Annotated in this window: 29 protein-coding genes and 1 tRNA gene; 16 read left to right on the forward strand and 14 right to left on the reverse strand. The window is 61.7% G+C overall.

The annotated features are described in order from the left end of the window. Together FHR23_RS16455 and FHR23_RS09515 are read left to right on the forward strand one after the other, a co-directional pair. Positions 1-231, forward strand: a 231-nt coding sequence (locus FHR23_RS16455; protein WP_221227473.1) for a hypothetical protein, incomplete at its 5' end; no start/stop codon positions are given. Between the two features lie 423 nt (positions 232-654). Further along, positions 655-2,289, forward strand: a complete 1,635-nt coding sequence (locus tag FHR23_RS09515) for a recombinase family protein (protein WP_184003332.1) — start codon at positions 655-657, stop codon at positions 2,287-2,289. On the opposite strand, the gene FHR23_RS09520 is transcribed toward FHR23_RS09515, so the two are convergent. Then, positions 2,260-2,335, reverse strand: a tRNA-Thr gene (locus FHR23_RS09520). The genes FHR23_RS09515 and FHR23_RS09520 overlap by 30 nt on opposite strands. A 209-nt stretch (positions 2,336-2,544) precedes the next feature. Here FHR23_RS09520 and FHR23_RS09525 point away from each other — a divergent pair. The 3 genes from FHR23_RS09525 to FHR23_RS09535 all read left to right on the forward strand — a co-directional run bounded on the left by FHR23_RS09525 (position 2,545) and on the right by FHR23_RS09535 (position 9,464). Then, positions 2,545-3,819, forward strand: a complete 1,275-nt coding sequence (locus FHR23_RS09525) for a PAS domain-containing protein (protein ID WP_184003334.1) — start codon at positions 2,545-2,547, stop codon at positions 3,817-3,819. 61 nt (positions 3,820-3,880) lie between these two features. After that, positions 3,881-8,509 carry an NAD-glutamate dehydrogenase gene (locus FHR23_RS09530; protein ID WP_184003336.1) on the forward strand — a complete coding sequence of 1,543 codons (4,629 nt, stop codon included), beginning with the start codon at positions 3,881-3,883 and terminating at the stop codon, positions 8,507-8,509. 61 nt (positions 8,510-8,570) lie between these two features. After that, positions 8,571-9,464 carry an SDR family NAD(P)-dependent oxidoreductase gene (locus tag FHR23_RS09535; RefSeq protein ID WP_184003338.1) on the forward strand — a complete coding sequence of 298 codons (894 nt, stop codon included), beginning with the start codon at positions 8,571-8,573 and terminating at the stop codon, positions 9,462-9,464. 7 nt (positions 9,465-9,471) lie between these two features. On the opposite strand, the gene FHR23_RS09540 is transcribed toward FHR23_RS09535, so the two are convergent. Then, complete coding sequence (locus FHR23_RS09540; protein ID WP_343043094.1) at positions 9,472-10,140, reverse strand: Crp/Fnr family transcriptional regulator; 669 nt, start codon at positions 10,138-10,140, stop codon at positions 9,472-9,474. 139 nt (positions 10,141-10,279) lie between these two features. Between FHR23_RS09540 and FHR23_RS09545 the strand changes: the two genes are divergently transcribed. The 3 genes from FHR23_RS09545 to FHR23_RS09555 all read left to right on the forward strand — a co-directional run bounded on the left by FHR23_RS09545 (position 10,280) and on the right by FHR23_RS09555 (position 11,552). Continuing rightward, a complete protein-coding gene (locus tag FHR23_RS09545; protein ID WP_184003342.1) occupies positions 10,280-10,489 on the forward strand; it encodes a hypothetical protein in 210 nt (69 codons plus the stop codon). Between the two features lie 89 nt (positions 10,490-10,578). Continuing rightward, on the forward strand, positions 10,579-11,142 hold the full coding sequence (locus FHR23_RS09550; protein ID WP_184003839.1) for a glycoside hydrolase family 108 protein: 564 nt from the start codon (positions 10,579-10,581) through the stop codon (positions 11,140-11,142). Beyond that, on the forward strand, positions 11,139-11,552 hold the full coding sequence (locus FHR23_RS09555) for a holin family protein (RefSeq protein WP_184003344.1): 414 nt from the start codon (positions 11,139-11,141) through the stop codon (positions 11,550-11,552). Before FHR23_RS09550 ends, FHR23_RS09555 begins: the two co-directional genes overlap by 4 nt. Before the next feature lie 45 nt (positions 11,553-11,597). Here FHR23_RS09555 and FHR23_RS09560 read toward each other — a convergent pair whose 3' ends face one another. Continuing rightward, the gene (locus FHR23_RS09560; RefSeq protein WP_184003346.1) at positions 11,598-12,782 is read right to left on the reverse strand and encodes a Yip1 family protein; all 1,185 of its coding nucleotides are present in this window, start codon (positions 12,780-12,782) and stop codon (positions 11,598-11,600) included. 134 nt (positions 12,783-12,916) lie between these two features. Here FHR23_RS09560 and hslV point away from each other — a divergent pair, with 134 nt between their 5' ends. From hslV to hslU, 3 genes are all read left to right on the forward strand, one after another. Then, positions 12,917-13,471, forward strand: a complete 555-nt coding sequence (gene hslV / locus FHR23_RS09565; RefSeq protein ID WP_184003348.1) for an ATP-dependent protease subunit HslV — start codon at positions 12,917-12,919, stop codon at positions 13,469-13,471. Next, entirely contained in the window at positions 13,461-14,597 is a 1,137-nt protein-coding gene (locus FHR23_RS09570) for an FAD-dependent oxidoreductase (protein ID WP_343043095.1), read from the forward strand. Before hslV ends, FHR23_RS09570 begins: the two co-directional genes overlap by 11 nt. 67 nt (positions 14,598-14,664) lie before the next feature. Continuing rightward, on the forward strand, positions 14,665-15,963 hold the full coding sequence (hslU, locus tag FHR23_RS09575; protein ID WP_184003350.1) for an ATP-dependent protease ATPase subunit HslU: 1,299 nt from the start codon (positions 14,665-14,667) through the stop codon (positions 15,961-15,963). A gap of 44 nt (positions 15,964-16,007) precedes the next feature. Here the strand turns inward: hslU and FHR23_RS09580 are convergent, their stop codons facing one another. The 11 genes from FHR23_RS09580 to FHR23_RS09630 form a co-directional block, all read right to left on the reverse strand. Next, on the reverse strand, positions 16,008-16,421 hold the full coding sequence (locus tag FHR23_RS09580) for a DUF6491 family protein (RefSeq protein WP_246359824.1): 414 nt from the start codon (positions 16,419-16,421) through the stop codon (positions 16,008-16,010). A gap of 2 nt (positions 16,422-16,423) precedes the next feature. Beyond that, on the reverse strand, positions 16,424-16,834 hold the full coding sequence (locus FHR23_RS09585) for a hypothetical protein (RefSeq protein WP_184003352.1): 411 nt from the start codon (positions 16,832-16,834) through the stop codon (positions 16,424-16,426). A gap of 37 nt (positions 16,835-16,871) precedes the next feature. Next, entirely contained in the window at positions 16,872-17,603 is a 732-nt protein-coding gene (gloB, locus tag FHR23_RS09590; protein ID WP_184003354.1) for a hydroxyacylglutathione hydrolase, read from the reverse strand. Beyond that, entirely contained in the window at positions 17,603-18,658 is a 1,056-nt protein-coding gene (locus tag FHR23_RS09595) for an NAD(P)H-dependent flavin oxidoreductase (protein WP_184003356.1), read from the reverse strand. The genes gloB and FHR23_RS09595 overlap by 1 nt, the downstream gene beginning before the upstream one ends. Further along, a complete protein-coding gene (locus FHR23_RS09600; RefSeq protein WP_184003358.1) occupies positions 18,658-19,113 on the reverse strand; it encodes a VOC family protein in 456 nt (151 codons plus the stop codon). The genes FHR23_RS09595 and FHR23_RS09600 overlap by 1 nt, the downstream gene beginning before the upstream one ends. A 70-nt stretch (positions 19,114-19,183) precedes the next feature. After that, positions 19,184-19,906 (reverse strand): alpha/beta hydrolase, encoded by a 723-nt coding sequence (locus FHR23_RS09605; protein WP_184003360.1) that lies wholly within the window; start codon positions 19,904-19,906, stop codon positions 19,184-19,186. A 54-nt stretch (positions 19,907-19,960) separates the two neighbouring features. Then, positions 19,961-20,149: a hypothetical protein gene (locus FHR23_RS09610; RefSeq protein ID WP_184003361.1), complete on the reverse strand. Its 189-nt coding sequence runs from the start codon at positions 20,147-20,149 to the stop codon at positions 19,961-19,963. A 2-nt stretch (positions 20,150-20,151) separates the two neighbouring features. Then, positions 20,152-20,358: a helix-turn-helix transcriptional regulator gene (locus tag FHR23_RS09615; protein ID WP_184003363.1), complete on the reverse strand. Its 207-nt coding sequence runs from the start codon at positions 20,356-20,358 to the stop codon at positions 20,152-20,154. Then, positions 20,355-20,714, reverse strand: a complete 360-nt coding sequence (locus FHR23_RS09620) for a hypothetical protein (RefSeq protein ID WP_184003365.1) — start codon at positions 20,712-20,714, stop codon at positions 20,355-20,357. Before FHR23_RS09620 ends, FHR23_RS09615 begins: the two co-directional genes overlap by 4 nt. 236 nt (positions 20,715-20,950) lie before the next feature. Next, entirely contained in the window at positions 20,951-21,205 is a 255-nt protein-coding gene (locus tag FHR23_RS09625; RefSeq protein WP_184003367.1) for a DUF6356 family protein, read from the reverse strand. 57 nt (positions 21,206-21,262) lie between these two features. Next, positions 21,263-22,666 carry a UDP-N-acetylmuramate--L-alanine ligase gene (locus FHR23_RS09630; RefSeq protein WP_184003369.1) on the reverse strand — a complete coding sequence of 468 codons (1,404 nt, stop codon included), beginning with the start codon at positions 22,664-22,666 and terminating at the stop codon, positions 21,263-21,265. A gap of 42 nt (positions 22,667-22,708) precedes the next feature. Here FHR23_RS09630 and FHR23_RS09635 point away from each other — a divergent pair, with 42 nt between their 5' ends. The 5 genes from FHR23_RS09635 (at position 22,709) to thrS (ending at position 26,978) form a co-directional block, all read left to right on the forward strand. Then, the gene (locus FHR23_RS09635; protein WP_184003371.1) at positions 22,709-23,533 is read left to right on the forward strand and encodes an LD-carboxypeptidase; all 825 of its coding nucleotides are present in this window, start codon (positions 22,709-22,711) and stop codon (positions 23,531-23,533) included. Positions 23,534-23,666: 133 nt separating this feature from the next. Further along, complete coding sequence (locus tag FHR23_RS09640) at positions 23,667-23,840, forward strand: hypothetical protein (RefSeq protein ID WP_184003373.1); 174 nt, start codon at positions 23,667-23,669, stop codon at positions 23,838-23,840. A 12-nt stretch (positions 23,841-23,852) separates the two neighbouring features. After that, positions 23,853-24,044 carry a hypothetical protein gene (locus tag FHR23_RS09645; RefSeq protein ID WP_184003375.1) on the forward strand — a complete coding sequence of 64 codons (192 nt, stop codon included), beginning with the start codon at positions 23,853-23,855 and terminating at the stop codon, positions 24,042-24,044. Between the two features lie 114 nt (positions 24,045-24,158). Further along, positions 24,159-24,878 (forward strand): phosphatase PAP2 family protein, encoded by a 720-nt coding sequence (locus FHR23_RS09650; RefSeq protein WP_184003377.1) that lies wholly within the window; start codon positions 24,159-24,161, stop codon positions 24,876-24,878. Between the two features lie 102 nt (positions 24,879-24,980). After that, positions 24,981-26,978 carry a threonine--tRNA ligase gene (gene thrS, locus FHR23_RS09655; protein ID WP_184003380.1) on the forward strand — a complete coding sequence of 666 codons (1,998 nt, stop codon included), beginning with the start codon at positions 24,981-24,983 and terminating at the stop codon, positions 26,976-26,978. Positions 26,979-26,986: the final 8 nt, after the last annotated feature.

A 26,986-nucleotide genomic window follows, 5' to 3' on the forward strand; every position in this document is an offset into this window, starting at 1 on the left:
CTGTTTGAACTCTACACTATGCTTGATCATCTCGTCGGTCTCCTGGAACGAACTTTAAACTCTCAGGTGACCGGCGCAAAACCGGTACAAGTCCAGTTCGACGTTCATCCCCAACGCGGCGGCCATCACCCGAGAACCGGTCCCGAGCAGGCGGGGGCGTCGCGCTACTCCGCCGGGCGCGCCGCCTTCGCGCTGGCAGATCATCATGGCCGAGGCGAAAACGGCGTTTGATGCATATCGGCCGCTCTACCTCAAGAGCCGTCCCAGCATCCTCACGGCGCGAATCATGGCCCGGATGAACGAGGGTTACTCTGCGTTCGCGTCCGATCCGCAGTTCCGGAAGCTGTTCAAAGGGTGAATCCTATGGTTTTCCGTGGCGTTTTGACGGGAACTTCGCTGCGATAATTCGCGGCAGACGAGAGGGATGGACCTCTCTCCACCCGATCCAGATCAGAGCGCACCTGCACCGCAAAACGACGGGTTCGCGAGCGGCGGTGTAGCCAGCAGGAGTAGTAATGCGAAGGCTCGCGGTCGGATGCGGCCGGTTCCGGTCTATAGCTGGCTCCCTTCAGACTTGCCTATTTCCAGTGAAGAGATTCAAATCGTCCTGGCGGTGCTCGGCCCTGACCTCACCAGCCTGTTTTGGGAGAATGGATGATGGCGAACGGCCGTAGATCGAAAGGCAACGCGAAAATACGGGCCTACGTGTATTTGCGGTTAAGCGTGGATAAGGAAGACGGAAAGGCGCAGAGCATCGAGGCTCAACGCACCGCGATCCATGATTATGCGCGCCGAAACAATATCGACATCATCGGGGAATTCTCCGACGCCGGATTGAGTGGTCAGTCTGCGAAACGGCCCGCCTTCAATCTCATGATCGAGAAGGCGACACAGACGCCTTCTCCAGTTGACGCGGTTCTAATCTACCGGATTGCAAGGCTCGCGCGAAACATGCGCGTCTTCTTCAATTCGCTCGATGGCCTCGCCGATGTCGGCGTCGAAGTGATCTCGATCACAGAAAATTTCGGCGAAGGGCGGCGCACGAAGCGCTTGGGGCAAACGATCAGCGCCATGGTTGCTGAGCAACAGGCGATCGACGCTTCAATCTACACCGCGAAGAGCCGCCGCGAGAACGCCCGTCAGGGATTTTATAACGGCGGCCCCGTGGCTTTTGGCTATGAGACCTATGTGGCCAGGAAGGACGGCGAAAAGGAGCGGATGAAGCTGCGCATCGTCCCATCGGAAGCGGCAGTGGTCGATCAGATTTTCGACTGGGCGGATATGGGGCGGGGCGGACGCTGGATCGTGGGTGAGCTCAACCGGCGTGACATAACCCTCCGCGGCGCGAAGTTCTCGAATGGCAACATCGCAGGCATCCTCGGCCGCGTCACATATACTGGAGTATATTACGACAAAACGGTCGACGACGACGGCAATGTGCCGGACCCGGAAGATTGGATCGCAGTTTCCTGCCCGGTGATTATCGACCAGGCCAGGTTTGACCGTGTGAACGCTCTTCGTGCATCTCGCAATCCGCGCCGCACGCCACCTCACGTTGCCGCTGGCACCACGATGCTGACCGGCATCGCCAAGTGCGGATCGCCGGGATGCGCTTGCGCCATGACGATCCGATCCGGCAAGGGCGGCCGATACAATTACTATGTTTGCGCCAATCGCGTGAACAAGGCGCAGGAATGCGACACGCCGAACATTCGCCGGGAGGCGCTGGACAATGTGGTGCTCGGAGCGATCGAGAAGCAGTTGCTCGCACCTGAGCGACTGCAATCCCTTCTCGCCGACGTGCTGAATCTCTCCGATAAAAAGCGCGCGCAGCGCGAGCAGGAATTGTCCCATGCCCGGTCGGAACAGACCCGCTTGAGGACTGGTATCGAGCGCTTGCTCATTCTTGTCGAAACCGGCCAGATGGGTCCGCGCGATCCGATTTTCGCAAAGCGCATGGAAGAGAACCGCACCGCGCTTGCCGCAACAACGGCGCGTATCGACACGCTCGAGACGCAGCTCGTGAAGGGGACGCGGAAAATCACTTCGGCCACTATCGCCCGGTTCGGCGATCTTTTCTCCGCCCGGCTGCGCGATGACGACCCGACGCTTCGGAAGGCTTATCTGCGGATGTTGGTGTCTATTGTCACCGTTTCCAACGAGCAGATTGTTATCTGTGGACCAAAAGCGGTTTTGGAGAACGGCGTCTGTAACGGGCCCCCGCGCCTAGAAGGAACGGTGCCCATCTTTGACCGGGAATGGTGCCGCTTACAGGACTCGAACCTGTGACCCCCGCATTACGAATGCGATGCTCTACCAACTGAGCTAAAGCGGCACACGGCGCGCACGCGCCTTTAAGGAGGCGGCGCTTACCAGCATGTTTCATAGCTGACAAGCGTTGCCGAACGCCTAATGCACCGCTTGTCGGGAGGAAACACGTCCGGCGGGATGCGTGCCCCCCTCCCTTTACAGAAGATTTACCACATTGCGGCACAAGGCAGGGTGAGTAAACGCGGCTAACCGGCCGCACAGGGGATTGAACCTATGGACAGCGCCCGCGGAATCGAAGACCGGATGGACCATGACGATGTCGATGACGGCAACGACGCGGTTGCCGATTCGCCACTGGAAATCGGTACGGACGAGCGGCGCATGCATGTGCGCGCCTATAATCACTGGGTATCGCTGCTGAAGGGGCGCACCTATCCGTCGATCGACGACCTGAATCCGGAAAACATCGCTGATTTCGGTCCGCATAGTGTGCTGCTGGATTTTACGCAGGGGCTGGAAAACCCGGCGATTCGCTTTCTCGGCGTGGCCCTGCGCGAAGAATGCGGCGTGGATATCGGGATCGACCATATCGCCGAAGTGCCGAGCCGGTCGCTGCTGTCACGGCTGACCGATCACTATCTGCAGATTATCGCCAACCGCGCGCCCATCGGATTCGAAGCCGAATTTATCGGCCAGCGCGGCCACAACACGCTGTATCGCGGCATTTTGATGCCGTTTTCGTCGGACGGCGAGGCAATCGACTTCATTTACGGCGTCATCAACTGGAAGGAACTGGTCGACGCCGAAACCCAGGCGAAGCTGAATAGTGAAATTGAGGAAGCGCGCAAAACGGCGCCGCGCACGCCGCTAAGCACGGCTGTCTGGGCCGATGGCCCCGACATTGCTTCCGATCAGGAAAGAAAAGAGACGCAGGACGACGACACCGCATCGGCATCGGACACGACGCCGCTTGCCGACCGGCTGATGCTTGCGCGTGAGACCGCAGCCGCGGTGCGCGCAGCCGATACGCGATCGCGTGCCGCGCTGTATCGCGCGTTGAGCCGGGCCTATGACTTTTCGCTGGCTGCCGAGGCCGAGCCGGAAAGCTATACCGCCCTGCTCGAACAGGCGCAGCTGAAGGTTCAGGAACGTGCGCCGATGACCCCGGTCGTCAAACTGGTTTTCGGCAGCGATTACGACAAGGCGCGAATCACCGAATTCGCAGCCGCATTGTCGCACGGCAAACGGCTTCAGGTGCCCCAGGGCCGTTTTGGCGATCTGCTCAACGAAACCGATGGCGGGTTGAAGGCGCTGGTCAAGGCGGAGCGTGCCGCGCGCCGCCCTGCGCCCAGGCCCGACCGCTATGAACGCGCGCTGGCGACGCTCAGGGCGCGTCCGGCGCTGGCGCATGTACCGGTTGGAGCGGGCGATTCGGAATTCGTGCTGCTGCTGGCTCGCAAAGGCGATGACGGCGCGGTGGACATCGTCGCACGCGTCGACAAGGCGGATGCACTGATCAAGCAGGCAGTTCGCCGAGTCGCAGGCTGAAGAATCCCGCACTCTGTCGACAGGGCTTGAGCAAGCGCGCAAGCAGGCGCATAGGCGCGCCATGACGAAGCAAAGCAGAAAGTCGCTGTCACAGGCGTTCGCGGCGCGGCTGGTCGAAGACGCGCTACCAGGAGAGCTTGAGGGATTTGAATCGCAGGAGCGTGCCGATGCGGCGCGGTTTGTCGCCGATACGGCGGCAATACGGCCCGACGGGACACCGGCGATCGCCCTCGATACCTTTACGCAGGGGCGACGGCGACACATGCGTCTGGCCGTCATCAATGACGACATGCCGTTTCTGGTCGACTCGATCGCAGCGACCATCGGTGCACATAATATTGCCATCGACCGCATTCTCCATCCGGTGATCAAGGTCAGCCGCACGAAGGACGGCAAGCTGGAATCGATCGGCGAGGGATCGCCCGAATCGATGGTCTATATCGAAATGGAGCGCGCCGACGCCAAGCCGCGTCGCCTGCTGATCGACGAACTCAACGAAAATCTGCTCCATGCACGCCATGCCGTCGAAGACTGGCACGCGATGGAAGCACTGATGATCGAAGATGCGGATCGCATGGAAAACAGCGAGGGCGCTGCCCTGTTGCGCTGGTTTCTCGACCGTAATTTCACATTGCTGGGCCATGAAAGCTGGTCGCCGGACGGCAAGTTAACCAACCGGCTCGGCCTTGCCCGCGACGCGCTGAACATCCCGCTGCTCGCCGATACGTCGCGACAGCGCGCGTTCGACTGGATCCAGAAGGGCGGTGAATGCCCGTTACTGCTGAAATCGAATTTCATTTCGACCGTGCATCGCCGGGCGCCGCTTGACCTGATCCTTGTCCCTGAACGCGAAGACGGCACATTGACGGGCATCTCCATCCATGCCGGTTTGTGGACCAGTGCCGCGATGCATGCCGATCCGGGCGACGTACCGGTTCTACGCTCGCGTCTGGCAACGCTTGAAAAACAGTTCGGCTTCGACCCCAAGGGGCATACCGGCAAGGCACTGGCGCACGCGCTGACAGAATTGCCCCATGATTTGACGACAGCCTTCACCGCGGACGATCTGGAAACGCTGGCGCTGACCTCCATGTCGATCGCGGATCGTCCGCGCTCGCGCCTGATCTTGATCCGTAGCGCGCTGGGGCGGCACCTGTTTGCATTTGTCTGGCTCCCACGCGACGAACTGTCGACCGGGCGGCGTCTGGCCATCGGCGAAATGCTGATGGAAACGGCCAATGCCGATCTGCTGAGCTGGTCGATCTCGCTGGAAGACGGGGTAGTCGCGCTGCTGCGCTATACACTCGACCTGCGTGGCGATGCACGGATGCCCGACGCCGAGGCGCTGAACGACCGGCTGGAACGCATGATGCGCGGCTGGCAGTCCGCCGTGGAAGCGGAAATCGCGGAAATCGATCCCGCGCGCGCCACCCGTCTGGCGCTGCGTTATGCGCAGGCATTCCCGACCAATTACCGCAATTCCAACGACCCGGCAGAGGCTGCACGCGACATATTGCGCCTCGCCGATCTTGAATCCGATCAGGACCGGGCGGTGCGGATCATCCGCGGGGACTCCGATACCGAAAACGGCCGGTTGCGGATCAAGCTGTATCGGCTGGGCGGTGCACTGGCACTTTCCGATGCGGTTCCGGTATTCGAAAATTTCGGATTACGCGTGCTGGAAGAAGTCCCCACGCAGATGGGCGATGAGGCCAACGGCTTCATCCACGATTTCGAGGTGGCGCTGGCGGACGGCAATGAACCGGCGCAGCCGCTAGACCTGCCCGTGATTGAGGGCGCGATTGCCGCAGTGCTGGAAAACCATGCCGAAAACGATGTGTTCAACCGGCTGATCGTCGAGACCGGAATGAAGCCGGATGCCGTAGTGCTGTTGCGGGCATGGTTCCGTTATCTGCGTCAGACCGGCATGTCCTATGGTTTAAGCACGGTGGTCGACGCGCTGCGTGGCGCCCCCGACGTCGCCAACGGGCTGATCAAACGGTTCGGCGCGCACCATGACCCGGCATTGCGCAAGGATGCGGAGACGCTGGCCAAAACAGCGGACGAGATCATCGAGAACGGGCTGGTCGCAGTTTCCGCCATCGATGACGACCGCATCCTGCGCGCCTATCGCGGCGTGGTGCAGGCAACGTTGCGGACCAACGCCTTTGCCCCCGCAGCCCAGGAAGCGCTGGCGTTCAAGCTCGACAGCGCCAGGATTCCGAACCTGCCGCAACCGCTGCCATGGCGGGAGATTTTCGTCTATTCGCCGCGGGTGGAAGGCATTCATCTGCGCGCCGGCCCGGTGGCACGCGGCGGGCTACGCTGGTCCGACCGGCGCGACGATTTCCGCACCGAAATCCTCGGCCTGATGAAGGCGCAGCGCGTGAAGAACGCAGTGATCGTGCCGACAGGGGCCAAGGGCGGCTTCTATCCCAAACAGCTCCCTTCCCCCGCCACCAGCCGCGAAGCGTGGTTCGAAGAAGGCAAGGAAAGCTATCGCATTTTCATCCGCACGCTGTTGTCGATCACCGACAATATCGTCGACGGCAAGGTGGTCCATCCCGCCGATGTCGTCGTGCATGACGGCGAAGACCCTTATTTCGTCGTTGCCGCCGATAAAGGCACAGCAACCTTTTCCGACGTCGCCAACCAGATCGCGACCGACCGCGATTTCTGGCTGGGCGATGCCTTCGCCAGCGGTGGCAGCCACGGCTATGACCACAAGGCGATGGGCATCACCGCGCGCGGCGGCTGGGTATCCGTGCAGCGCCATTTCCTCGAAATGGGCGTCGATGTGCAGACCGATCCGGTCAGCGTCGTCGGCTGCGGCGACATGTCGGGCGACGTATTCGGCAACGGCATGCTGCTGAGCCGGGCAATCCGCTTGCAGGCCGCATTCGATCACCGCCATATCTTCCTCGACCCCGATCCCGACCCCGAAACGAGCTGGGAAGAGCGTAAGCGTCTGTTCGACTTGCCGCGATCGAGCTGGGCGGATTATAACAAGAAGCTGATTTCCAGGGGCGGCGGCGTCTTTGCACGCACCGAAAAGACCATCAAGCTGAGCAAGCAGATCCAGCAGATGCTCGATCTGGATGTCAGCGAGATCGAACCCGGCAAACTGATATCCGCTATTTTGACCGCACCGGTCGACCTGATCTGGTTCGGCGGCATCGGCACCTATATCAAGGCGGCGGCGCAGGCGAATATCGAGGTCGGCGATCCCGCCAACGACCGGCTGCGCGTCAATGCCGAGCAATTGCGCGCTAAGGTGATCGGCGAAGGTGCCAATCTGGGCATCACCCAGGCAGCGCGCATCGCCTTTGCCGAGCGCGGGGGGCGGATCAACACCGACTTTATCGACAATTCGGCAGGCGTCGATTGTTCGGATAATGAGGTCAATATCAAGATCGCGCTGAACCGCGAGGTTGCCGAGGGCAGCCTGACCTTTGACAAGCGCAACAAGCTGCTGGCGAAGATGACCGACGGTGTCGCCGATCTGGTGCTGGAGGATAACCGCCTCCAGACGCTGGCATTGTCCTTCATGGAAAATGACGGCGCGGTGGCGGTGCCAAGCTATGTCCGATTGATAGAAATCCTCGAAGACAGCGGCCGGCTTGATCGCGCGGTCGAGGGGCTGGCGACCAATGAGGAACTGCTGCGCCGTTCGCAGGAAGGCAATGGCCTGACCCGCCCGGAACTGGCGGTACTGCTCGCCACCTCAAAACTGACATTGCAGGATGCGATTGAGCAGCGCGGGCTGGGTCATGAGCCCGAACTGCGCGACGATCTGCTCGCCGCATTCCCTGCTGCGATGCGCAAGAGCCATGCCGGTGCGATCGAACACCACCGGCTGCGCGGCGAGATCGTCGCGACCAAGCTGGCCAACCGCATCATCAACCGGCTGGGGGCGTTGCATCCGTTCGAACTTGCCGAGGAGGAAGGCGCGGCGATGGGCGATATCGCGGCGATGTTCGTCGTCGCGGAACGCCTGTTCGGACTGCCCGCCCTGTGGCGCGATATCGAACGCACCGACATGTCGGAAGGGGCGCGGATCGCGCTGTTCGACGAGGTAGCAATCGCGGTGCGGTCGCAGATCGCCGACCTGTTGCGCGCCTGCAAGCCCGGCGCCTCGCCAGGCGATGTAGTCGAGCGGCTGGAAAAGGGCATTGCCAATCTCGATCGTCAGGCCAAGACCCTGCTGCTCGAAGAGGTCCGCGCGCAAAGCGGACGGATTGCTGCGCGACTGGAAGAAACCGGCGCGCCCAAACCGCTGGTCAGGAAAGTCGTGCGGCTGTTCGAACTCGACGGTGCGGTGGGTCTGGCCGAACTCGGTCAGTGCTGCGATATCGACGAAACCGTGCTCACCCGCGCCTTTACCCGGCTGGGCCAGCGGCTGGGTCTCGACTGGGTGCAGGCAACCGCCGCGCGCATCACCACCGGCGATCCGTGGGAACGTCTGCTGATCGCCGGGCTGGCGCGCGATTTCCAGCAATTGCGGCTCGACTTCCTCAGCCGCAATCACGGCACCGATCCTGAAGCCGCGGTCGATACATGGCTGGAGGAGAACCGGCCGCGTGTCGAACAGTTTGTCGACCTGGTCCAGCGGGCACGGCAGGCATCCGCACCCAATGCCGCGATGCTGGCGCAGATTGCCGGACAGGCACGAGTCCTGCTCGCCCGTTAAGCCGAAATAGGGGGCGGGAGCCGGACGCTGCCGCCCCTTTTGATCCAAAGGGGATAGTGCAATGATCCGTTTCGACGACCGGGTTGCGATCGTCACCGGTGCCGGTGGCGGACTGGGGCGTTCGCACGCACTGGCATTGGCCGGACTAGGCGCCAAAGTGGTCGTCAACGACCTGGGCGGTGCGCGCGACGGTACCGGTCATTCGGACGCCGCCATGCAGGTCGTCGAGGAAATTACGGCGGCCGGCGGCGAAGCAATGGCCGATGGCGGAAGCGTGACCGAATTCGAACAGATGCAGGCGATGGTCGCCCGCACGAAAGAGCGCTGGGGTCGGGTCGATATCCTGATCAACAATGCCGGAATCCTGCGTGATAAATCCTTCGTCAAGATGGACATGACGGATTTCGATAGCGTGCTTCAGGTACATCTGACCGGCTCCGCAAATTGTACCAAGGCGGTATGGGAGACCATGCGCGAGCAGCAATATGGCCGCATCCTGATGACGTCGTCTGCCAGCGGATTGTTCGGCAATTTCGGACAGGCCAATTATGCGGCCGCCAAACTGGGTATTCTCGGCCTTGCGAAAACGCTGACGCTGGAAGGCACGAAATACGGCATCCGCGTCAACACGCTGGCGCCGGTCGCGGGAACCCGGATGACCGAAGATATCCTGCCGCCGGAGAGCTTTCAGGCATTCGCCCCCGAAACCGTGTCCCCGGCAGCACTGTTTCTGGTGTCAGAGGATGCGCCGTCCAACGCAATCGTCAGTGCCGGCGCGGGCGTGTTCCAGACCGCACAGGTTACGCTGACGCCCGGCATTCGGCTGACCGGCGATGCACTGTCGCCGGATGGAGTAGCTGAGCACTGGCAGGCAATCAGCAACCGGTCGGGCGAGATCGTTCCCCAATCGGTAAACGACCAGATCATGCTGATCGCCGGAAAATTACAGGGCTGAACTTCGTTTATTCGAGAAACAGATAGCCGGGATCGAAATCGGCAACGTGACGCAGTTCGTCAAGATCGTGAATGAAGACATGGCGTTCGCGAAACTCGACCAGTCCCCTGACGCGAAGGCGGCGCAACATGCGGTTGGTATGCACCGGGGTCAGCCCGGTCGCATCGGCGAGATCGATCTGGGTCAGCGGCAGATCGAAGCCGTTCCGGTCCCCCTGCCCTATCCGCTCCAGCCGCGCCTGTAATTCGCAGAACAGATGCGCCAGTCGCGCCTCTGCCGAGCGCGCACCGATCGATACCAGCCATTCGCGATTGATCGCAGCATCGATCAGCGTCGCACGCCAGAGCAGTTCGGTCAGCGCCGTCGAACGCGCGGTCAGTTCGCGTACCGCCGAGTGAGGAAAGATTGCGACCTCTACCTCGGTCGTCGCTGCGACCGAATGTTCGAGATGTTTCAGCGGATAGCTGTGCAGATCGACGAAATCACCCGGGATATGAATCGCCAGAATCTGGCGGCGACCGTCTTCGGTATCCTTGAAACGATGCACGAACCCCTTGAGCAGGAGCGTGCATTGCGACAGTGCTTCGCCCTCACGCACCACCACCTGTCGCGCTGCAAATTTTACGGTTCGCGAAGCCGCTGCCTCCAGCGCTTCGCGGTCACCTTCGCCAATCACCGGTGTGCGGTGTGTCTCCAAAAACGAACGTATTAGCATAGCCCCAGTCCCTTATGCGATAAATTCGGGAACAGACCAGCACAAAAAATCGTTTGATCGTTTAGCTTTCATGTATTTTCAGAAGTGATCGAGGGATATCATGGTCACACGCGGGCCGTATCACGATGCCTCCAGGGCAACACGCGAAGAGGATGAAGTCATGCTCGACGGCCCGGACGGGCTGGCCGTATCGATGACTCCGGAAGCAGCGCGCAAAACCGCTCAGGCCATCAGGGCGGCCCTTGCCGATTCCGAACAGGACGAGCCGAAGCCTGATTGTCAGGCACCGCCGGAAGACGAGGATTCCTGAAAATAGTTCGGCCGACAACCCGATATATAATTTCACTGTCCTACAAATAACCTATATGGTTATACATCACCTCTGAACAGGAGGGTATGATGGATATTGACGCGTTGATTGATGAGGTCATTGCGCGCGAGGGCGGCTATGTGCACCACCCCGCCGACCGGGGCGGTCCGACACACTGGGGCATCACCGAAGCCGTGGCCCGTAAACAGGGATATACGGGACCGGTTCGCGACCTGCCCCGCACCGCCGCAGTCGCGATCTACCGCGATCTTTACTGGACAAGCCCCCATTTCGACCGGGTGGCGGAGCATGCCCCAAACATAGCCGCCGAACTTTTCGATACCGGCGTCAATATGGGCCCGACGACAGCGGTCAGCTTTCTGCAACGCGCATTGAACGCGCTGAACCGCGAGCAGAAAGATTATGCCGACATTGGCGTGGACGGACGGATCGGCGACCGAAGCATGACGGCATTGCGCGCATTTCTGAAGCTGCGCGGCGATAAGGGTGGGGTCGTATTGCTGAAGGCGATGGAGGCATTGCAGGGCGAACGCTATTTGCGCCTTGCCGAGCAGCGCCCGGCCAATGAAGCGTTCCTGTACGGCTGGCTTGCGAACCGTATCGGTTCGCTCGATACGGGAGAGGCGGCATGAGCCTGATAGAAGGAATCATCGGGCCGATTGCCGGGTTGATCGACAAGATCATTCCCGACCCCAAGGCACGCGACGCAGCGAAACTGAAGCTGCTCGAACTCCAGGGCAGTCAGGAAATGGAAACGACGAAGACGCAGTTGTCGGCGATCATCGCCGAAGCGCAATCGACCGATCCCTGGACCAGCCGGGCGCGCCCCAGCTTCCTCTATGTCATGTATGCGCTGTTGCTATGGTCCATTCCGATGGGCCTGATCGGCGCCGTGCGACCGGAACTGGCGCAGGCCATCGCGCAGGCCATGCGCACCTATCTGAACGGCCTGCCCGAACCGCTCTACATGCTCTTCGGCACGGGCTATCTGGGCTATACGGCGGCGCGGCAATGGGGAAAGGCGAAAGGAAGCGACAAGTAAGGGCCGTTGCCGGACGGCCTGTCAAGTACCGTCCGGCATCCCCCGTTATTGCTTTGCAAGGCTCTCCAGCCCGGCATAATCGATCGAAGTGACTGCATCCTTGAGCGTATCGATATCGGGTGCCGTCCCTTGCGCTTCCACCATGAAGCGTTCCGCGACCATCACGCCATAGCTGCCGCGCTTCGAAGACCCGCGCCATTTTTCGCTGACCATCCGTCCATCGACCATCTGCGTGCGTTCATAGCCGTCGGCGGTCGTTTTGCTCGACTTGACGTTGAACGCACCACCCAGCGCCGACAGAGCCCCCACCGCCCCCGTATCGGTTACCGACAAACGGAAATGCTGATCGCCATTGCCATAGGTGGCGCGGGCATGGCTGCCGCCGAAATTCCCGGCTGAGGTACTGGATGTTTCGACATCGCCTTTCGTAAAGCCGTGAATGGCGGCGGGAAGCATGGCGGCCAGCCGGTCGGCATCCACCGGCGGGGTGGTCGTGCCGTTGCGGCTCGCCGCTTCCAGACGCTTTGACGCGGCGTCGAGCTTGCCGAGATCGACCGACCCGGCACCGGGGATCGTCAGCTTGCCCGAAACCGCGCCGTCATGCCCTGCAAACCCGGTCATGGCGCGCGGGACCACCGCTGCGGACAGCGCGCCCGCGATCAGCCCGGCAACCACATAGACGATCATTGCCGCAATGATGGTGACGATGGCGTAGCCCGCTGCCTTTGCTTCGGGCACCCGCATCAGTATCGGCAGACCGACCCAGAACAGATACAGGCTGTACAGACCCAGCAGTCCGAGAAAGGCGAGCAACGGGAAAAGCTGGAAAATCCCTGCAAGATATCCGGCGGTTGCCGCATAGCCCGCGACCTTCATCGCCTGCACACGGTTGGGCGTACCGTCGAAACTGCTCGCTAGGGCGTTGATGAGAAATGCCAGCACAAACACGCCGACAATCGCCATGATATAGCCGAACAGCGCGGTCACGAACGCTCCGGCGAGTGACGGGCGATAGCCGATCCCGAAAAAGGAGAAGCCGAACAGAAAGCTGCCGATCAACCCCGCCACCGGCCCGATTGCCGCCAAAGGCATCACCCAGCCTCGCAAGATACCGCCGACGGTCATGGGTTCGGCATCGATACGCCGCCATTCCGTTTTCGGGGTCAGCAGGATGCGTTTGATCCGGCTGGTCATACCACCGGAATGTTCGTCCGAAACCGAGTCGACCATGGTCCGTCCTCCACGTTCAGATCGCTGCGATCACTGCTTTCATTGTGTCACCATGGCGGCGGGAACGATTGGATAAAAGCGTCATCGGCAGGGATCGATTGCAGCCGAGCGCCTGCCATCCCATATGGCCGGGCATGAGTGACAAATCGACGACATGGCACGGGACGACCATCGTTTCCGTGCGGCGCAGCGGCAAGGTGGTGATTGCGGGTGACGGACAGGTCACCGCCGGCCAGACGATCATGAAACCCAATGCACGGAAGGTCCGCCCGCTGGGCGACGGCAAGGTGATCGCCGGGTTTGCAGGGGCGACGGCGGATGCCTTTACCCTGTTCGAGCGGCTGGAGAGCAAGCTGGAACGCCATCAGGGCCAGTTGCTGCGTGCCGCGGTCGAGCTGGCGAAGGACTGGCGCACCGACAAATATCTGCGCAATCTGGAGGCGATGCTGATCGTCGCCGACAAGGATGTGACGCTGGTCGTCACAGGCAATGGCGACGTGCTGGAACCCGAAGGCGGCATCGCGGCAATCGGATCGGGCGGCAATTACGCCGTCGCCGCCGCCCGCGCACTGGTCGAATATGAAAAGGATGCCGAAACCATCTGCCGCAAGGCGATGAAGATCGCCGCCGATGTCTGCGTCTACACCAACGACAATCTGACCATCGAGACTCTGGATAGTGATAGCTGAGGCAGCCGCTCTGCCGTTGCTGAACCGCCGTGCCATGCTCGCCGGAGCAGGCGGATCGATGCTGCTGGGCGGGTGTACGGCGACAGGCATGGGCCAGCGGCCGGGGCTTTCACCGGCACGCTGCCTTCCGAAGCCGGACGTGTCGCGTGACCGGCTGATCCGTCAGCTTGTCGGGCTGCGTCCCTGGCGCCCATCGGGCTTTGTCGTGCGTGCCGAAGCGTTCGGCGACAAGCGGCTGGTGCATAATTACGGTCATGGCGGATCGGGCATCACGCTGAGCTGGGGCACGTCCAGACTGGCAATCGACCTTGGCCTGCCCGGATATCAGGGCAGTGTCGCGGTACTGGGTGCGGGCGTGATCGGGCTGACCACCGCGCGGCTGGTGCAGCAGGCGGGGTTTCCGGTCACCCTTTATGCCAAGGCACTGCCCCCCGATACGACGTCGAACATCGCGGGCGGTCAGTGGTTTCCGTCGCTACTTTACAAACGCTCGCAGCTCACGCCGCAATTCGCCGCGCAGCTCAAGCAGGCGGCGGCCTATGCCTATCAACGCTATCAGATCATGATCGGGGAGGAATATGGCATCCGCTGGATGACCAACTATTCGCTGTCCGACCAACCATCCGACCCCAGCCGCAAGGACGAATTGCTGGCGTCCATGCTGCCCGAATCCCGGCCCGTTCCCAGAAGCGAACATGATTTCGGCTATGCCTATGTCGAACAGTTCGACGGCATGCTGATCGAACCGCCGCGATTCTTGCGAGCGATGCTGCGCGATATCCGGCTGGCCGGCGGCGAGGTGGTGGTCCGCGATTTCGCCACGCCTGCCGACGTGTCGGCTCTGTCCGAAGGGTTGGTCTTCAACTGTACCGGGCTGGGCGCACGCGATCTGTTCGGCGATAGCGAGTTGCAGCCGATGCGGGGCCAGCTTGCCGTACTGCTGCCGCAGCCAGAGGTGCGATATGCGCTCGAAACCTCAGGCGGCGCCTATATGTTTTCGCGCTCAGACGGGCTGCTGCTGGGCGGCACTGCCGATATCGGCGACGACTCGCTCACCCCCGATCCGGGAACCACCAGCGCGTTGATCCGCGAGCATCAAAGGATCGCCGTTCGTATGCGCTGTTGATCCCGGCACACGCCATCCCGATATGCCTGTCCGGCAGGCTCCCCTGACCATGATGACCGAGTATGGAATGAACGACACACTGACCCCCAAGGCAATCGTCACTGCGCTGGATGCGCATATTATCGGCCAGAAGGACGCCAAGCGCGCCGTCGCGGTCGCGCTGCGCAACCGCTGGCGCCGCCAGAAGCTGGCGCCCGAACTGCGCGATGAGGTGACGCCCAAGAACATCCTGATGATCGGGCCGACGGGCTGCGGCAAGACGGAGATTTCACGTCGTCTGGCAAAGCTGGCCGATGCGCCGTTCGTGAAGGTGGAAGCAACCAAATTTACCGAGGTCGGCTATGTCGGTCGCGACGTCGAACAGATTGCCCGCGATCTGGTCGAGGAATCGATCCGGCTGGAAAAGGAACGCCGTCGTGCCGCGGTGAAGGACAAGGCCGAAGAGGCTGCGTTTGACCGCCTGCTCGACGCACTGACCGGCAAGGATGCAAGCCAGGCGACGCGCGAAAGCTTTCGTCAGCGGATCGCCGACGGCCATATGGACGATACCGAGATCGAGATCGAGCTGGAAGCCGCACCGCAGATGCCGTTCGAAATTCCCGGCGGCGGCAATGTCGGGATGATCAACCTGTCCGACATGATGGGCAAGGCGTTCGGCGGCGCACAGATGAAACGCCGCAAGCTGACCGTCCATGCCGCGTTCGAAAAGCTGGTCGAGGAAGAAGCGGACAAGCGCCTCGATCAGGATGAGGTCAGCCGGGTGGCGCTGGCCGATGCGGAAGCCAACGGCATCGTCTTCCTTGATGAAATCGACAAGATCGCGGTCAGCGACGTGCGTGGCGGATCGGTGAGCCGGGAGGGCGTGCAGCGCGACCTGTTGCCGCTGATCGAGGGCACGACGGTTTCCACCAAATACGGGCCGATGAAGACCGACCATATCCTGTTCATCGCGTCGGGTGCCTTTCATGTCGCCAAGCCGAGTGACCTGCTGCCCGAGCTTCAGGGGCGGCTGCCCATCCGGGTCGAGTTACAGGCGCTGACGGAGAAGGATTTCGTGTCCATCCTATCCGACACGCGTGCGTCGCTGCCTGAACAATATAAGGCGCTGATCGGCACTGAAGGGGTCACGCTGACCTTTACCGACGACGGTATCGACGCGGTGGCGCGGATCGCGGCGGAAGTGAATGCCGAGGTCGAGAATATCGGCGCACGGCGGCTGCAGACGGTGATGGAGAAGTTGCTGGAGGAAATCAGTTTCGACGCCGAAGAGCGCAACGGCGAAACGCTGACGATCGACTCTGCCTATGTGGAAAAGCAATTGTCCAGCATCGCGCGCAATACAGATCTGAGCCGCTACGTTCTGTAACGACCGAGCCGGCGGCGGCACATGAACCGCCGCCGGCTTGTCCCTCACCGCTTCTTCGGCAGTTGATATACGGTGAAGTTGCCGAGCTGGCAGAAGGCGGATGGAATGGACTCGCCCATGTTGCGCACCCGGAACTGATCGTGGCGACAAAGCTGCGATCCGAACTGCTTCACGATCAGCGTCGAAGTCTCATCCAGCGAAGGGCATGGTCCAAGCAGGTTATTGCGATAGATTTTCCGCCCGTTGCGGTAGAGCAGGATGTGGTCGCCGATAATCTGAGGCCCGTCCATGAATTGCGGATCGATACATTCGGTCTGGCCGGTCTGCGTCGCGCCCTTCAGCGCATCGGCAAGTTCCTGTTTCGTCCGGGCGTGTTCGGCATCCTGCGAGCGGGCGGACGCGCACCCGGCCAGCGCGAGCACCGGCAACAGCGGTGCCATCAGCGTCAATGCACGCATCGTCAGGCCCCTTTCGATTTTGTATAGGGTGTGAATTCACCCAGCGCGCAGCTACCCGTCAGCATTCCGGTCGAACTATCCCGGAAATTGACGATATCGCCTGAACAATATTGCGATCCATGGACCTGGAATACCGGAAATTCTCCGAAGCTGGCCCCCGGACAGCCGCCCGACAGATCATTGCGATAGACGCGATTGCGATTGAACTTGAACAGCATGGTATCGGGGTAGGTGTCGATGTTCTGAACCATCGATACCGACACGCACGATGTCGGTTTGCCCGGTGTCAGCCCGGCCAGCGTCTTTTCCATCTCGGCACGCTGTTTAGCGCTGAATTTCTGCTGGGCGTCATCGTGCGTCGCCATGCTGCATCCGCTTAACAGCAGCATCATGGGCAGAACATATCGCAGCATCGTCTTTCTCCTTCACACCAGCGCCACGGGCATGAAGTCAGCCGCGAAAATTGTCCTTTTCCGTTCGTCGCTGCGCCAGTTCGGCGGCGCTGGCGGCGCGCATGAAAGGATTGGTCGCGCGTTCCTCGCCAATGGTCGTCGGGACCGTCGGCTTATCGGAATCCCGCAAGCGATCGACGACCCGCATCCGTTCAATGATTGCGACGTTATCCGGTTCCGCCGTCAATGCATAGCGGCCATTCGCCTGCGTATATTCATGCGCGCAATAGACGGTCGTATCGTCGGGCAGACCGGCGAGCCGCTGCATATTGGCATACATCTGCTCCGCCGTGCCCTCGAACAACCGCCCGCAGCCCATGGCGAACAGCGTATCGCCGATAAAGATCACCCGATCGTCGGCAAAGTGATAGGCAATGTGCCCGGCGGTATGGGCAGGGACTTCGAGAACGCGCGCGGCGTGATCGCCCAGCATCACCACATCGCCCTCCCTCACAGCGCGATCGAGCGTGGGAATGCGTTCCGCCTCCGCCGCAGGCGCAATGACGGTCGCGCCCGTCGCTTCCTTGATCGCCGCATTGCCACCGGTGTGATCGGGATGCCAGTGGGTGTTCCAGATCGCGTCGATATGCCAGCCACGTTCGCGCGCTGCCTCCAGCACGGGTTCGGCCTGGGCGGGATCGACCACCATGGTCTTTGCCGATGCCGTGTCGTGAACCAGCCAGATGTAATTGTCGCTGAGCGCGGAGATACGGACGATATCGAGCGGCATCAGGCTTCCTCCATCGCTTTAAGTGCAGCTTCCGCCTCGTGCACCAGCGCACGGGTCAGCGCTTCGGCGGGCATGGTACGCACGCTTGCGGCGCCTGCCCCTGCCCATAGCGGCGAATAGTCGGCGCGTCCTTCTTTCTCCGCCTTTGCCCGCAGGGGTGCAAGCGCCGCAGAAGCATAAGGAAAGGGCGGGACCGCCGGAGGTGTGAGGCCCAGTTCACGCATGATATAGTTGCGGATCCCGCGCGCCTGCCGCCCGGAAAACAGCGTGGTGAAAGCGGCATCGTCCGCCTGCGCCGTGCCCAGCAAAGCGCGATGCGGCGCACCGATCAGGCTTTCGGAGGTCGCGAGATAGGCCGTGCCGATCTGTACCGCATCGGCGCCCGAACGCAGGGCTTCGACAAGATCACTGCCGTTGGTGATGCCCCCCGCCGCGATGACCGGCAGGGGCACCGCATCAACGATCGCGGGCAGCAGTTCGGCAAGCGGGATCGGGCGATGGCGATCCAGAAACCAGCCGGCATGGCCACCGGCTTCCGCCCCTTGCGCAATAATCGCATCGCATCCGCGCTCCGCCAGCCAGCGCGCCTCTTCCACCGTTGTTGCGTTGCCGACGATACGAATTCCGGCGGCACGCACCCGCGCCAGCAATGCCGGTTCGGGCAGGCCGAAATGAAAGCTGACCAGATCGGGACGCAGCGCTTCCACCGCCGCACATTTCTCCGCATCGAAGGGACGCCGCAGCGGCGGCGGATCGCCTGCCGTCACCTGTTCCGCTGCATAATAGGGGGCAAGCACTGCACGCCATGCGCTGTCGTCGGGCGGATCGCCCAGCGTATGACAAAAGAAGTTGAGGTTGAGCGGCCCGCTGGCCTGTCTGCGCACCGCGCCCACCTGTTCGCGCATGATATCGGACGACAGCATGGCGGAGGGAAGCGACCCGACCGCCCCGCCACGGATCGCCGCGGCGGCGAGGGCGACACCCCCGGCACCCGCCATCGGCGCCTGGATAATGGGCGCCTCCGCGCCGCATTCGGCGAGGAAGCGCGAGCGCATTACCACTCTCCGCTATTTTGCATCGATGCCCAGGGTTCCTGCGGCGGCAGCGAATCGCCCGCCTGCAGCAGTTCGATGGAGATATTATCGGGCGTGCGCACAAAGGCCATATGGCCGTCGCGCGGCGGCCGGTTGATCGTGACCCCGCCGTCCATCAGCCGTTGACAGCTTTCATAGATATTGTCGACGCGATAGGCGAGATGGCCGAAATTACGGCCACCGGCATAATCCTCCGGCGCGCTGCCGTCTTCCGCAGGCCAGTTATAGGTCAGTTCGACTTCTGCGCCGGCATGCTTGCCATCGGCCCCGACATCTTCGGGCGCGGCGAGAAAGATCAGCGTGAAGCGGCCCTTTTCGCTCTCCATGCGGCGCATCTCCTGCAACCCCAGCAGATTGAAGAAACGGATGGTGGCGTCGGGATCGGTGACGCGGATCATGGTGTGGAGATATTTCATGGCTGCTCCCTGCAATGGCTTCGATGTCCTGCGCCAGATAGGAAGCCCGCCACGCGGTCGAAACCCCGGATCAGCCGAGCGTGGTGCAGATATCGTCGATTTCGCGCAGGATCAGGTCGATATCCTGCGGCCGCGACAGGCGATGATCGCCGCCCTTCACCAGCGTTGTGCGGACGTCATCCGATTGCAGCAGTTCGGCCAGCCGGGTTGCGCGAATCCACGGCACTTCGCCGTCCTGCATCCCCTGAAGAATGCGCACGGGCCCTGCAAAAGCAATCGGACCGAACATCAGCCGGTTGGCCTCCCCCGACGCCCAGAAGGCACGCGTGGTCACGGTGGGTTCGTCCGAATAGGGCGACTCTTCCTCAAGCCGCCCGGTATTGAGCAGCACGCCCTTTTGTTCGGCGGTAAAGCCCCAGTCGGTGAAATCCGGCGCGGGGGCGATGCCCACCAGTCCGGCCACCCGGTCGCGCCGGGCAAGTGCGGCCAGCAACATCAGCCATCCACCCATTGATGAGCCGACCAGCACCACCGGTCCCGATGTCAGATCATCAATGACGCGCAGCACATCGTCGCGCCAGTCGGCAAGCGTGAATTCCTCGAACGCGCCCGGGCTTTCCCCGCAGCCGCGATAGTCGAAGCGGACAAAGCCACGCCCCTGTTGTTGCGCCCATTGTTCGATCGCCACCGCCTTGGTGCCTGCCATGTCGGAAGCATATCCGGGCAGGAAGAGGATCGTCGGGCCTTTGCCGTCGGTGCGATGATGCGCGAGGGGAAGCGGTGTGTCAGTCATACTTACTTCCTAGCGCCCGAACTGCGCGGGAGAAAGGCGGCACGCGATCCCGGATCAATCGGGCAGAACGATATGGGCGCTGGCGCGGAACTTACCCATATCGAGTTCGAGATGAGCGCCGGGGCCAACGGTTTGCGGCGCTGCCCCGGCGGGTTCCGCCCGATCGCGATGGTGCGCGAACAGCAGCAGCAGTGTGACGCACATCGCGATGGACAGGGATTTGCGGTGTTGATTACAAGTCATGATCATTCCCTTTCCAGCCGGGGGTTGGTGAAAATCTGTTCGATCGCAAGGTCGAACACATCCGCGATCTTGAACGCCAGCGGCAGCGAGGGATCATAGCGGCCCTTTTCGATGGCATTCACGCTCTGCCGCGAGACGTCCAGCCGGTCGGCCAGATCCTGCTGGCTCCAGTCGCGTTCGGCACGAAGCACCTTGAGGCGGTTCTTCATGCCGCTTCTCCCCGGCGTTCAAGCACCATGTTCACAAATTCGCCAATGCCCTGAGCGAGATACCAGATCACCGGAATGTACAGAGTCGGAAGATGCGAAGCATGCGCAAGCAATTCCATGGTTCCCCAGATCGATGCGATCGTCATGGTAACACCCGTGGCAACCAGCGTTTTACGCACTTCAAGCAGGCGCCGATATTCGTCACGCAGTTCGACAATGTATCTGACAATCAGGAAAAATACCGCTGCGACGGGAATGCCGGGCAAGGCTGCTGCAATCCACAAGAGCGGCCCCTGCATATCGTCGAGCGGCAACAACCGTTTCACGGCGAACAGAACCACCAGATAGAGCAGCATGGCGACCGCCAACCGACGAACATAGCGGCCATGCGCCGGATCCCGATAGCATGCGCGCCGCCGTTGCAGGTACGCTTTCCACATGGTCAACCTCCATTTCCCTTTAGGTAAATATCCTTTACATTGCTGCATATGAATTTGTCAAGCCAGCTTTCCTTTATGGAAAGACTTTGTGACAATATGGGAGGAATGCGCGTTTCGAAAAATCAGCCGGTTTTACAGAATCGCAGGCGCGATCAGATCACATAGTCGATGACGGTCTGCTGTATGCGCGCGTCGCGCACCACGTCACGCGGGCGGACGAGCTTTTCATGCAGCCCCTTTACCGTGTCGCTGCCCGAGGTTTTGAACGCGAAGGGCAGGACCGCATGCACCATGCAGGCCAGCCCGCCGACGACCAGCCGCGCGCCGAAGCGCGACGCCACCCCGAAATGCTCGCCATAGCTTTCCCCCACCGATTGCGGATGGTCGAGAAACAGGCGGTGCAGCATCGGCGGGATCCTTATGCAAGAGGCGCGAATCGACTGTATCGCACCCGCAGCATTTCGTCACGATCTGGCGGCGATGGACTCCAGCATATCCTTCGCAAGCAGGCTGAGCGTATCGTCACGCGCGCCCATGACGAGAATACGGTCGCCGGGCTTCGCGGTCGCGACCAGATGCGCCGCCGCCGCCGCGCGGTCGGGAATATGACGCGCGTTGCATCCCGTCGCCGCCACGTCCGCGACAATGTCGGCGCTGGTCACGTCGCGCGATACCGTTCCGCCCTGATAGACCGGATCGCACAGCACCAGCTCATCCCCCTTTGCCAGTTTCTTTGCGAACATCGCGACGAGGTCGCGGCGCATCACCTTCAGCGGGCCGAAGCCATGCGGCTGAAACAGGATCAGCAACCGGCCGGGAAAGGCATGACAGGTATCGAGCGTCGCGGCGATCTTGTCGGGGTTGTGGCCGAAATCGTCGATCACCGCGATGCCGCCGGCTTCCCCCACCCGTTCGAACCGCCGCTTCAGCCCGGTAAAGCCTTCCAGCGCGTCGAGTGCCCGTCCGGGAGGAATGCTGGTGGACAACGCCACACCCAGTGCCGCCAGAGCATTGGCGACATTGTGCGCGCCGGGCACCGCCAGCGTCACGCGACGGCGGAAATCGCCCGCAATATAGAGATCGAACGCAATCCCAAACGGATCGGGTTTCAAATGGCGGGCGGTCAGGTTCGCCTCACGATCAACGGCAAAGGTCAGGCGCTGTTCGCGATCCACCGTCATCGCGATCGCGGCTGCCTCCGCATCGCCGATATTGATGACCGCCGCATCGGCGCGCCGCACGAAATCGCCGAACAGGGCGCGCAGTTCCTCCATCGACTTATGGTCGTGGCTGACATTGTTGAGCACTGCGATTTTCGGATTGTAGAGCGCAATGGAGCCGTCGCTTTCATCGACTTCGCTGACAAAGGCATCGCCCTTGCCCACCAGCGCGCTGGCGAACGGCGCATCGTCGGCAACGAAGTTTTTCATCACCGCGCCGTTCATCACCGTGGGATCGCGTCCGACACTGTGGAAAATCCTGGCGATCATCCCGGTAACGGTCGATTTGCCGCTGGTGCCCGCCACGCCGATGGGAAGCACCGCGTCATTGAACAACCGGCTGAGCAGTTCGGGGCGGGTCATACGCTCGGCACCGACTTCGCGCGCCTTCACCATATCGGGAACGCTATCCTCCACCGCAGCCGATGCGATCACCACCTGATCGGGCGAGGTGATACCGCTGCCGTCCTGGGGATAGAGGTCGATGCCGCGGTCCCGCAGCGCATCGAACTTGGCGGGAACGCGGCCCGCATCGAGCGCCCGGTCCGATCCCGCGACCGGAACACCGCGAGCATGGAGGATCATCGCGAGCGGCATCATGCCGCTGCCGCCGATGCCGACGAAGAAACAGGGTTTGCGCATGTCCATCGTGCGAGGCTATTCCGATTTTCGAAGCTGGGAGCAAGCAGAATGCGGATAGGCGTGGTCGCACCGGGGCGACCGATCGACGAAAAAGTGGCAAGCCGCGTTCAGGCGCTGACCGCGCTGACCTATCCGCATGTCGATCTGGTCTTTCATCCGCAATGCTATTGGTCGTCGGGCCATTTCGCCGGGACGGACGCACAACGCGCCGATGCGTTCCTAGAATTCGCCAATGACGCGGCGTTCGACGCCATCTGGTTCGCACGCGGCGGCTATGGCTCCAACCGCATCCTCGACACCGCCATTCCGCAGCTTGGTCCGGCCGCGCGGCACAAAACCTATCTGGGCTATTCCGACATGGGGTTCCTGCTGGGTGCGTTGTATGCCCGGCGGATCGGCAGGCCGGTGCACGGACCGATGCCGATCGAGATCGGCCGACGCGGCGATCATGGACATGAAGTGGCGCGCGCGCTGGGCTGGCTGGTCGACCAGCGGCGCGCGGTGCTGGAGCCGGGTCTGGACGGAAAACCGGCGGCCGCGTTCAATCTTGCCATCCTGTCGAGCATGATCGGCACCCCATGGCTGCCCGACCTGACCGACCATGTGCTGATGATCGAGGAAGTGTCAGAACCCATGTACCGGATCGACCGGATGCTGTTCACGCTGGCCCATGCCACGCAGCTAAAGGGGATTGCCGGCATCCGGCTGGGGCAGATTGTCGATGTGCAGGAAAACGACCCGCCCTGGGGCGAAAGCGCGACGCAGATGATCGAACGCTGGTGCGCGGAAATGGGCGTACCCTATCTGGGGCGCGCGGAAATCGGCCATTATGCGGGGAATATGGTGGTACCTTTCGGACTGACCAGCATATAGCCGGACGCCCGGCGGCGGAGCGTCGCCACCGATATGAAAAAATCTTTTCGTCCTAACAACGATCAAGGCATTTCGACGTTTAGAGGACTAGAGGTTCGTCCGGGGCGGGCATTGTGATTGAAGAGGTGCCGCCTTGTCCGAAGATCCCGTCAGGGAATATTATCTCCAGCGCGCAGAAACAGAGCGGCAACGTGCCGAGACGGCGCGCAGCCACAGAGCCGCCGCGCGTCACTATGAAATGGCCGAATATTATCTCGACCGGGCGCGAAACCAGCCTTGGCAGACCAATATCGTTTTGCGCGGCTGAGAGGAATTGGCAATGCAGGAAGCGGGTGTGATCGAACGTGCGTTTCAACTGGCTCGCGGCAATGAATGCTCCAGCCTGAAGGATATTCGCCGAACGCTGGCGCGCGAAGGATATGAAGGGGTGGAAATGCATTTGCTCAGCCCGACATTGCGTAGCCAGCTAAGGCGGGAGATGACGGCCGCCGCTCGACGCGAATCGGTGTAATTCCGGTAAAAGCGAAAGGTTGAGCAGCGGTCGCGTCGATCAGGCCGTCCAGAATCGGCATACACCCTTCGCGTGCTTATCGCAGCAATCGCCTCGGCTGGTCGAAAGATGTCTTTGCTTGACCTTGCAGTGCAGCATGTCAAAGGGCATGCAGCAGCAAATAGCACCGCCTTTTCGCCAGGGACCTCTGACATTTCCAGAAATTTCGGAATTTGGCTGATCGCACTGGGTGGCTGCATTCTGCTGGCTGCGCTCAGCTTTTCCTATGTCGATGTTCCGCTTGCAGACCATATCGCGCCGCTATCCCGGCATATCCGCAAATCGGGTGTCGGCGTAGGCAGCAATCCGGTGATGCTGGCGGAGGCCGGCACGGTATTGTTACTGGCGATAATACGCCTTGTGTTTAACCGCATTCCATCGCTGGCACGGACACTTGCGCTTGCCTGTCTTTGTTCGATGCTGGCGTACGCTTTCAATTCCTTCGTGTTGAAGACCGCATTCGGCGTCCCCAACCCAAGCCATGTCCTGAAAGGCGCCCAGCACGCCTTTCACTGGTTCGACGGTACTCGCGATGACAGCTTTCCATCGGGACACATGGCGCTCAGCACAGCCTTTGCAGTGATTTTCATGACGACCTACCCCAGGGCAGTCTGGCTGATATCGGCAGGACTGCTGGTAATTGCCATACTGCTTCTGCTCGGCAACTGGCATTTCCTGAGCGACCTGATCATCGGGAGTTTTGTCGGCTCGTCGGTCGGCCTGTATGCGGCGCGGCTGCGCACGGCACGGCATCGGCGGCAGAAGGTGGAAGCATCCTCCCTTCCGCCTTCCTGAACACGCCGGGACTCGACTTCCCCTTTTGCTTGCCTATGTGGCGGGTGCGGCGGCATAAGCGCGCGCAACAGCAACCCTGAACACGAAAGTCACATCCTTCCCATGTCCGAGATGATCACGATCACGCTGCCCGACGGTTCCGTCCGAGAGGTTGCGCCGGGCACTACGCCCGCGGACATCGCCGCCGCGATCGGGCCGGGTCTGGCCAAGGCGGCGCTGGCGGCAAAGGTCGATGGCGAAGTGCGCGACATCATGCGTCCGCTCGACCATGACGCCGAACTGGCGCTGATCACCGCGAAGGATGAGGCCGACGCGCTGGAACTGGTGCGCCATGACTATGCGCATGTGCTGGCCGAAGCGGTGCAGGCGCTGTGGCCGGGGACGCAGATCACCTTCGGTCCCGCGACCGAGGACGGCTTTTACTATGACGTGAAGGCACCGGAGGGACGCGATCCCTTCTCGATGGACGACCTGCCCGCCATCGAAGAGAAGATGCGCGACATCATCCGCGCCGACAAGCCGCTGCGCCGTGAGGTGTGGAGCCGCGAAGACCTGATCGCCAAATGGAAGGCCGATGGCGAGACGTTCAAGGCCGAATGGGCCGCCGAGCTTCCCGAAGGCGAGGAACTGACGGTATACTGGTCGGGCGGGGACTGGCTCGACATGTGCCGCGGGCCGCATCTGGCCAGCACCGGCAAGCTCGACCCGCAGGCATTCAAGCTGATGCGCGTCGCAGGCGCCTATTGGCGCGGCGACCAGAAAAATGCGCAACTGACGCGAATCTACGGCACCGGCTGGCTCAACAAGAAACAATTGCAGGCGCATCTGACGCGGCTGGAGGAAGCGGCCAAGCGCGATCATCGCAAGCTGGGGCAGGAAATGGACCTGTTCCATTTGCAGCAGGAGGCGCATGGCAGCGTCTTCTGGCACCCGCACGGCTATATCATCTGGCGCGAGCTGGAAGCCTATATGCGCCGCGCGATCGACGCAGCGGGCTATCGCGAAATCAAGACGCCGCAGGTGATGGACGCGCGCCAGTGGGAGCAGTCGGGCCATTGGGGCAAGTATCGTGAGAATATGTTCGTCATCCCCGACGAAGTGCCCAATACCGAGGATGAAGGACCGCTGGTTTCCGACGCCGCCGAATGGATGGCGTTGAAACCGATGAACTGCCCCGCGCATGTGCTGGTGTTCAAACAGGGGATCAAATCCTATCGCGACCTGCCGCTGCGTCTGTATGAAAACGGCTGCTGTCACCGCAACGAGCCGCATGGCGCGCTCCATGGTCTGATGCGCGTGCGCCAGTTCACACAGGACGATGCGCACATCTTCTGCCGCGAGGATCAGATTGTGGACGAGGTTCGCAACTTCTGCGAACTGGCCGACCGCATCTATCGCGATTTCGGCTTCAGCTATTCGATCAAGCTGGCGCTGCGCCCGGAAAAGCGCTTCGGCACCGATGCCGAATGGGATCAGGCCGAAGAAGAATTGCGCAACGCAGTGAAATCAGCCGGATTGGCAACCGAGGAATATGGCTGGGAAGAGCTTCCCGGCGAAGGTGCTTTCTACGCACCCAAGCTGGAATGGCACCTGACCGATGCGATCGGGCGGACCTGGCAGGTCGGCACCATCCAGTCCGACCGCGTGCTGCCCGCGCGACTCGACGCCAGCTATGTGGGGGAGGATGGCGAGCGGCACCGCCCGATCATGCTCCATCGTGCGATCTTCGGCAGTTACGAGCGCTTTATCGGCATCCTGATCGAGCATTTCGCGGGCAAGCTGCCGCAATGGCTGGCCCCGGTGCAGGCGGTGGTCGCGACGATCGTGTCCGACGCCGACTCGTACGCGAAGGAAGCTGCGGCGAAGCTGAAGGCGGCGGGCATCCGCGTCGAAACCGATCTGCGGAACGAGAAGATCAACTATAAGGTGCGCGAACACAGCCTTGCCAAGGTTCCCAACCTGCTGGTCGTCGGCAAGCGCGAGGCGGACGAAGGCACGGTGGCGATTCGCCGGCTGGGCAGTCAGGGACAGGAAGTGCTGTCCCTCGACGACGCAATCGCCACGCTGAAGGCGGATGCGACACCGCCCGATTTGCGCTGACATGCCCG

This window comes from Stakelama sediminis (assembly GCF_014199335.1).
In the GTDB taxonomy this organism is placed as follows: Bacteria; Pseudomonadota; Alphaproteobacteria; order Sphingomonadales; family Sphingomonadaceae; genus Sphingomonas; species Sphingomonas sediminis.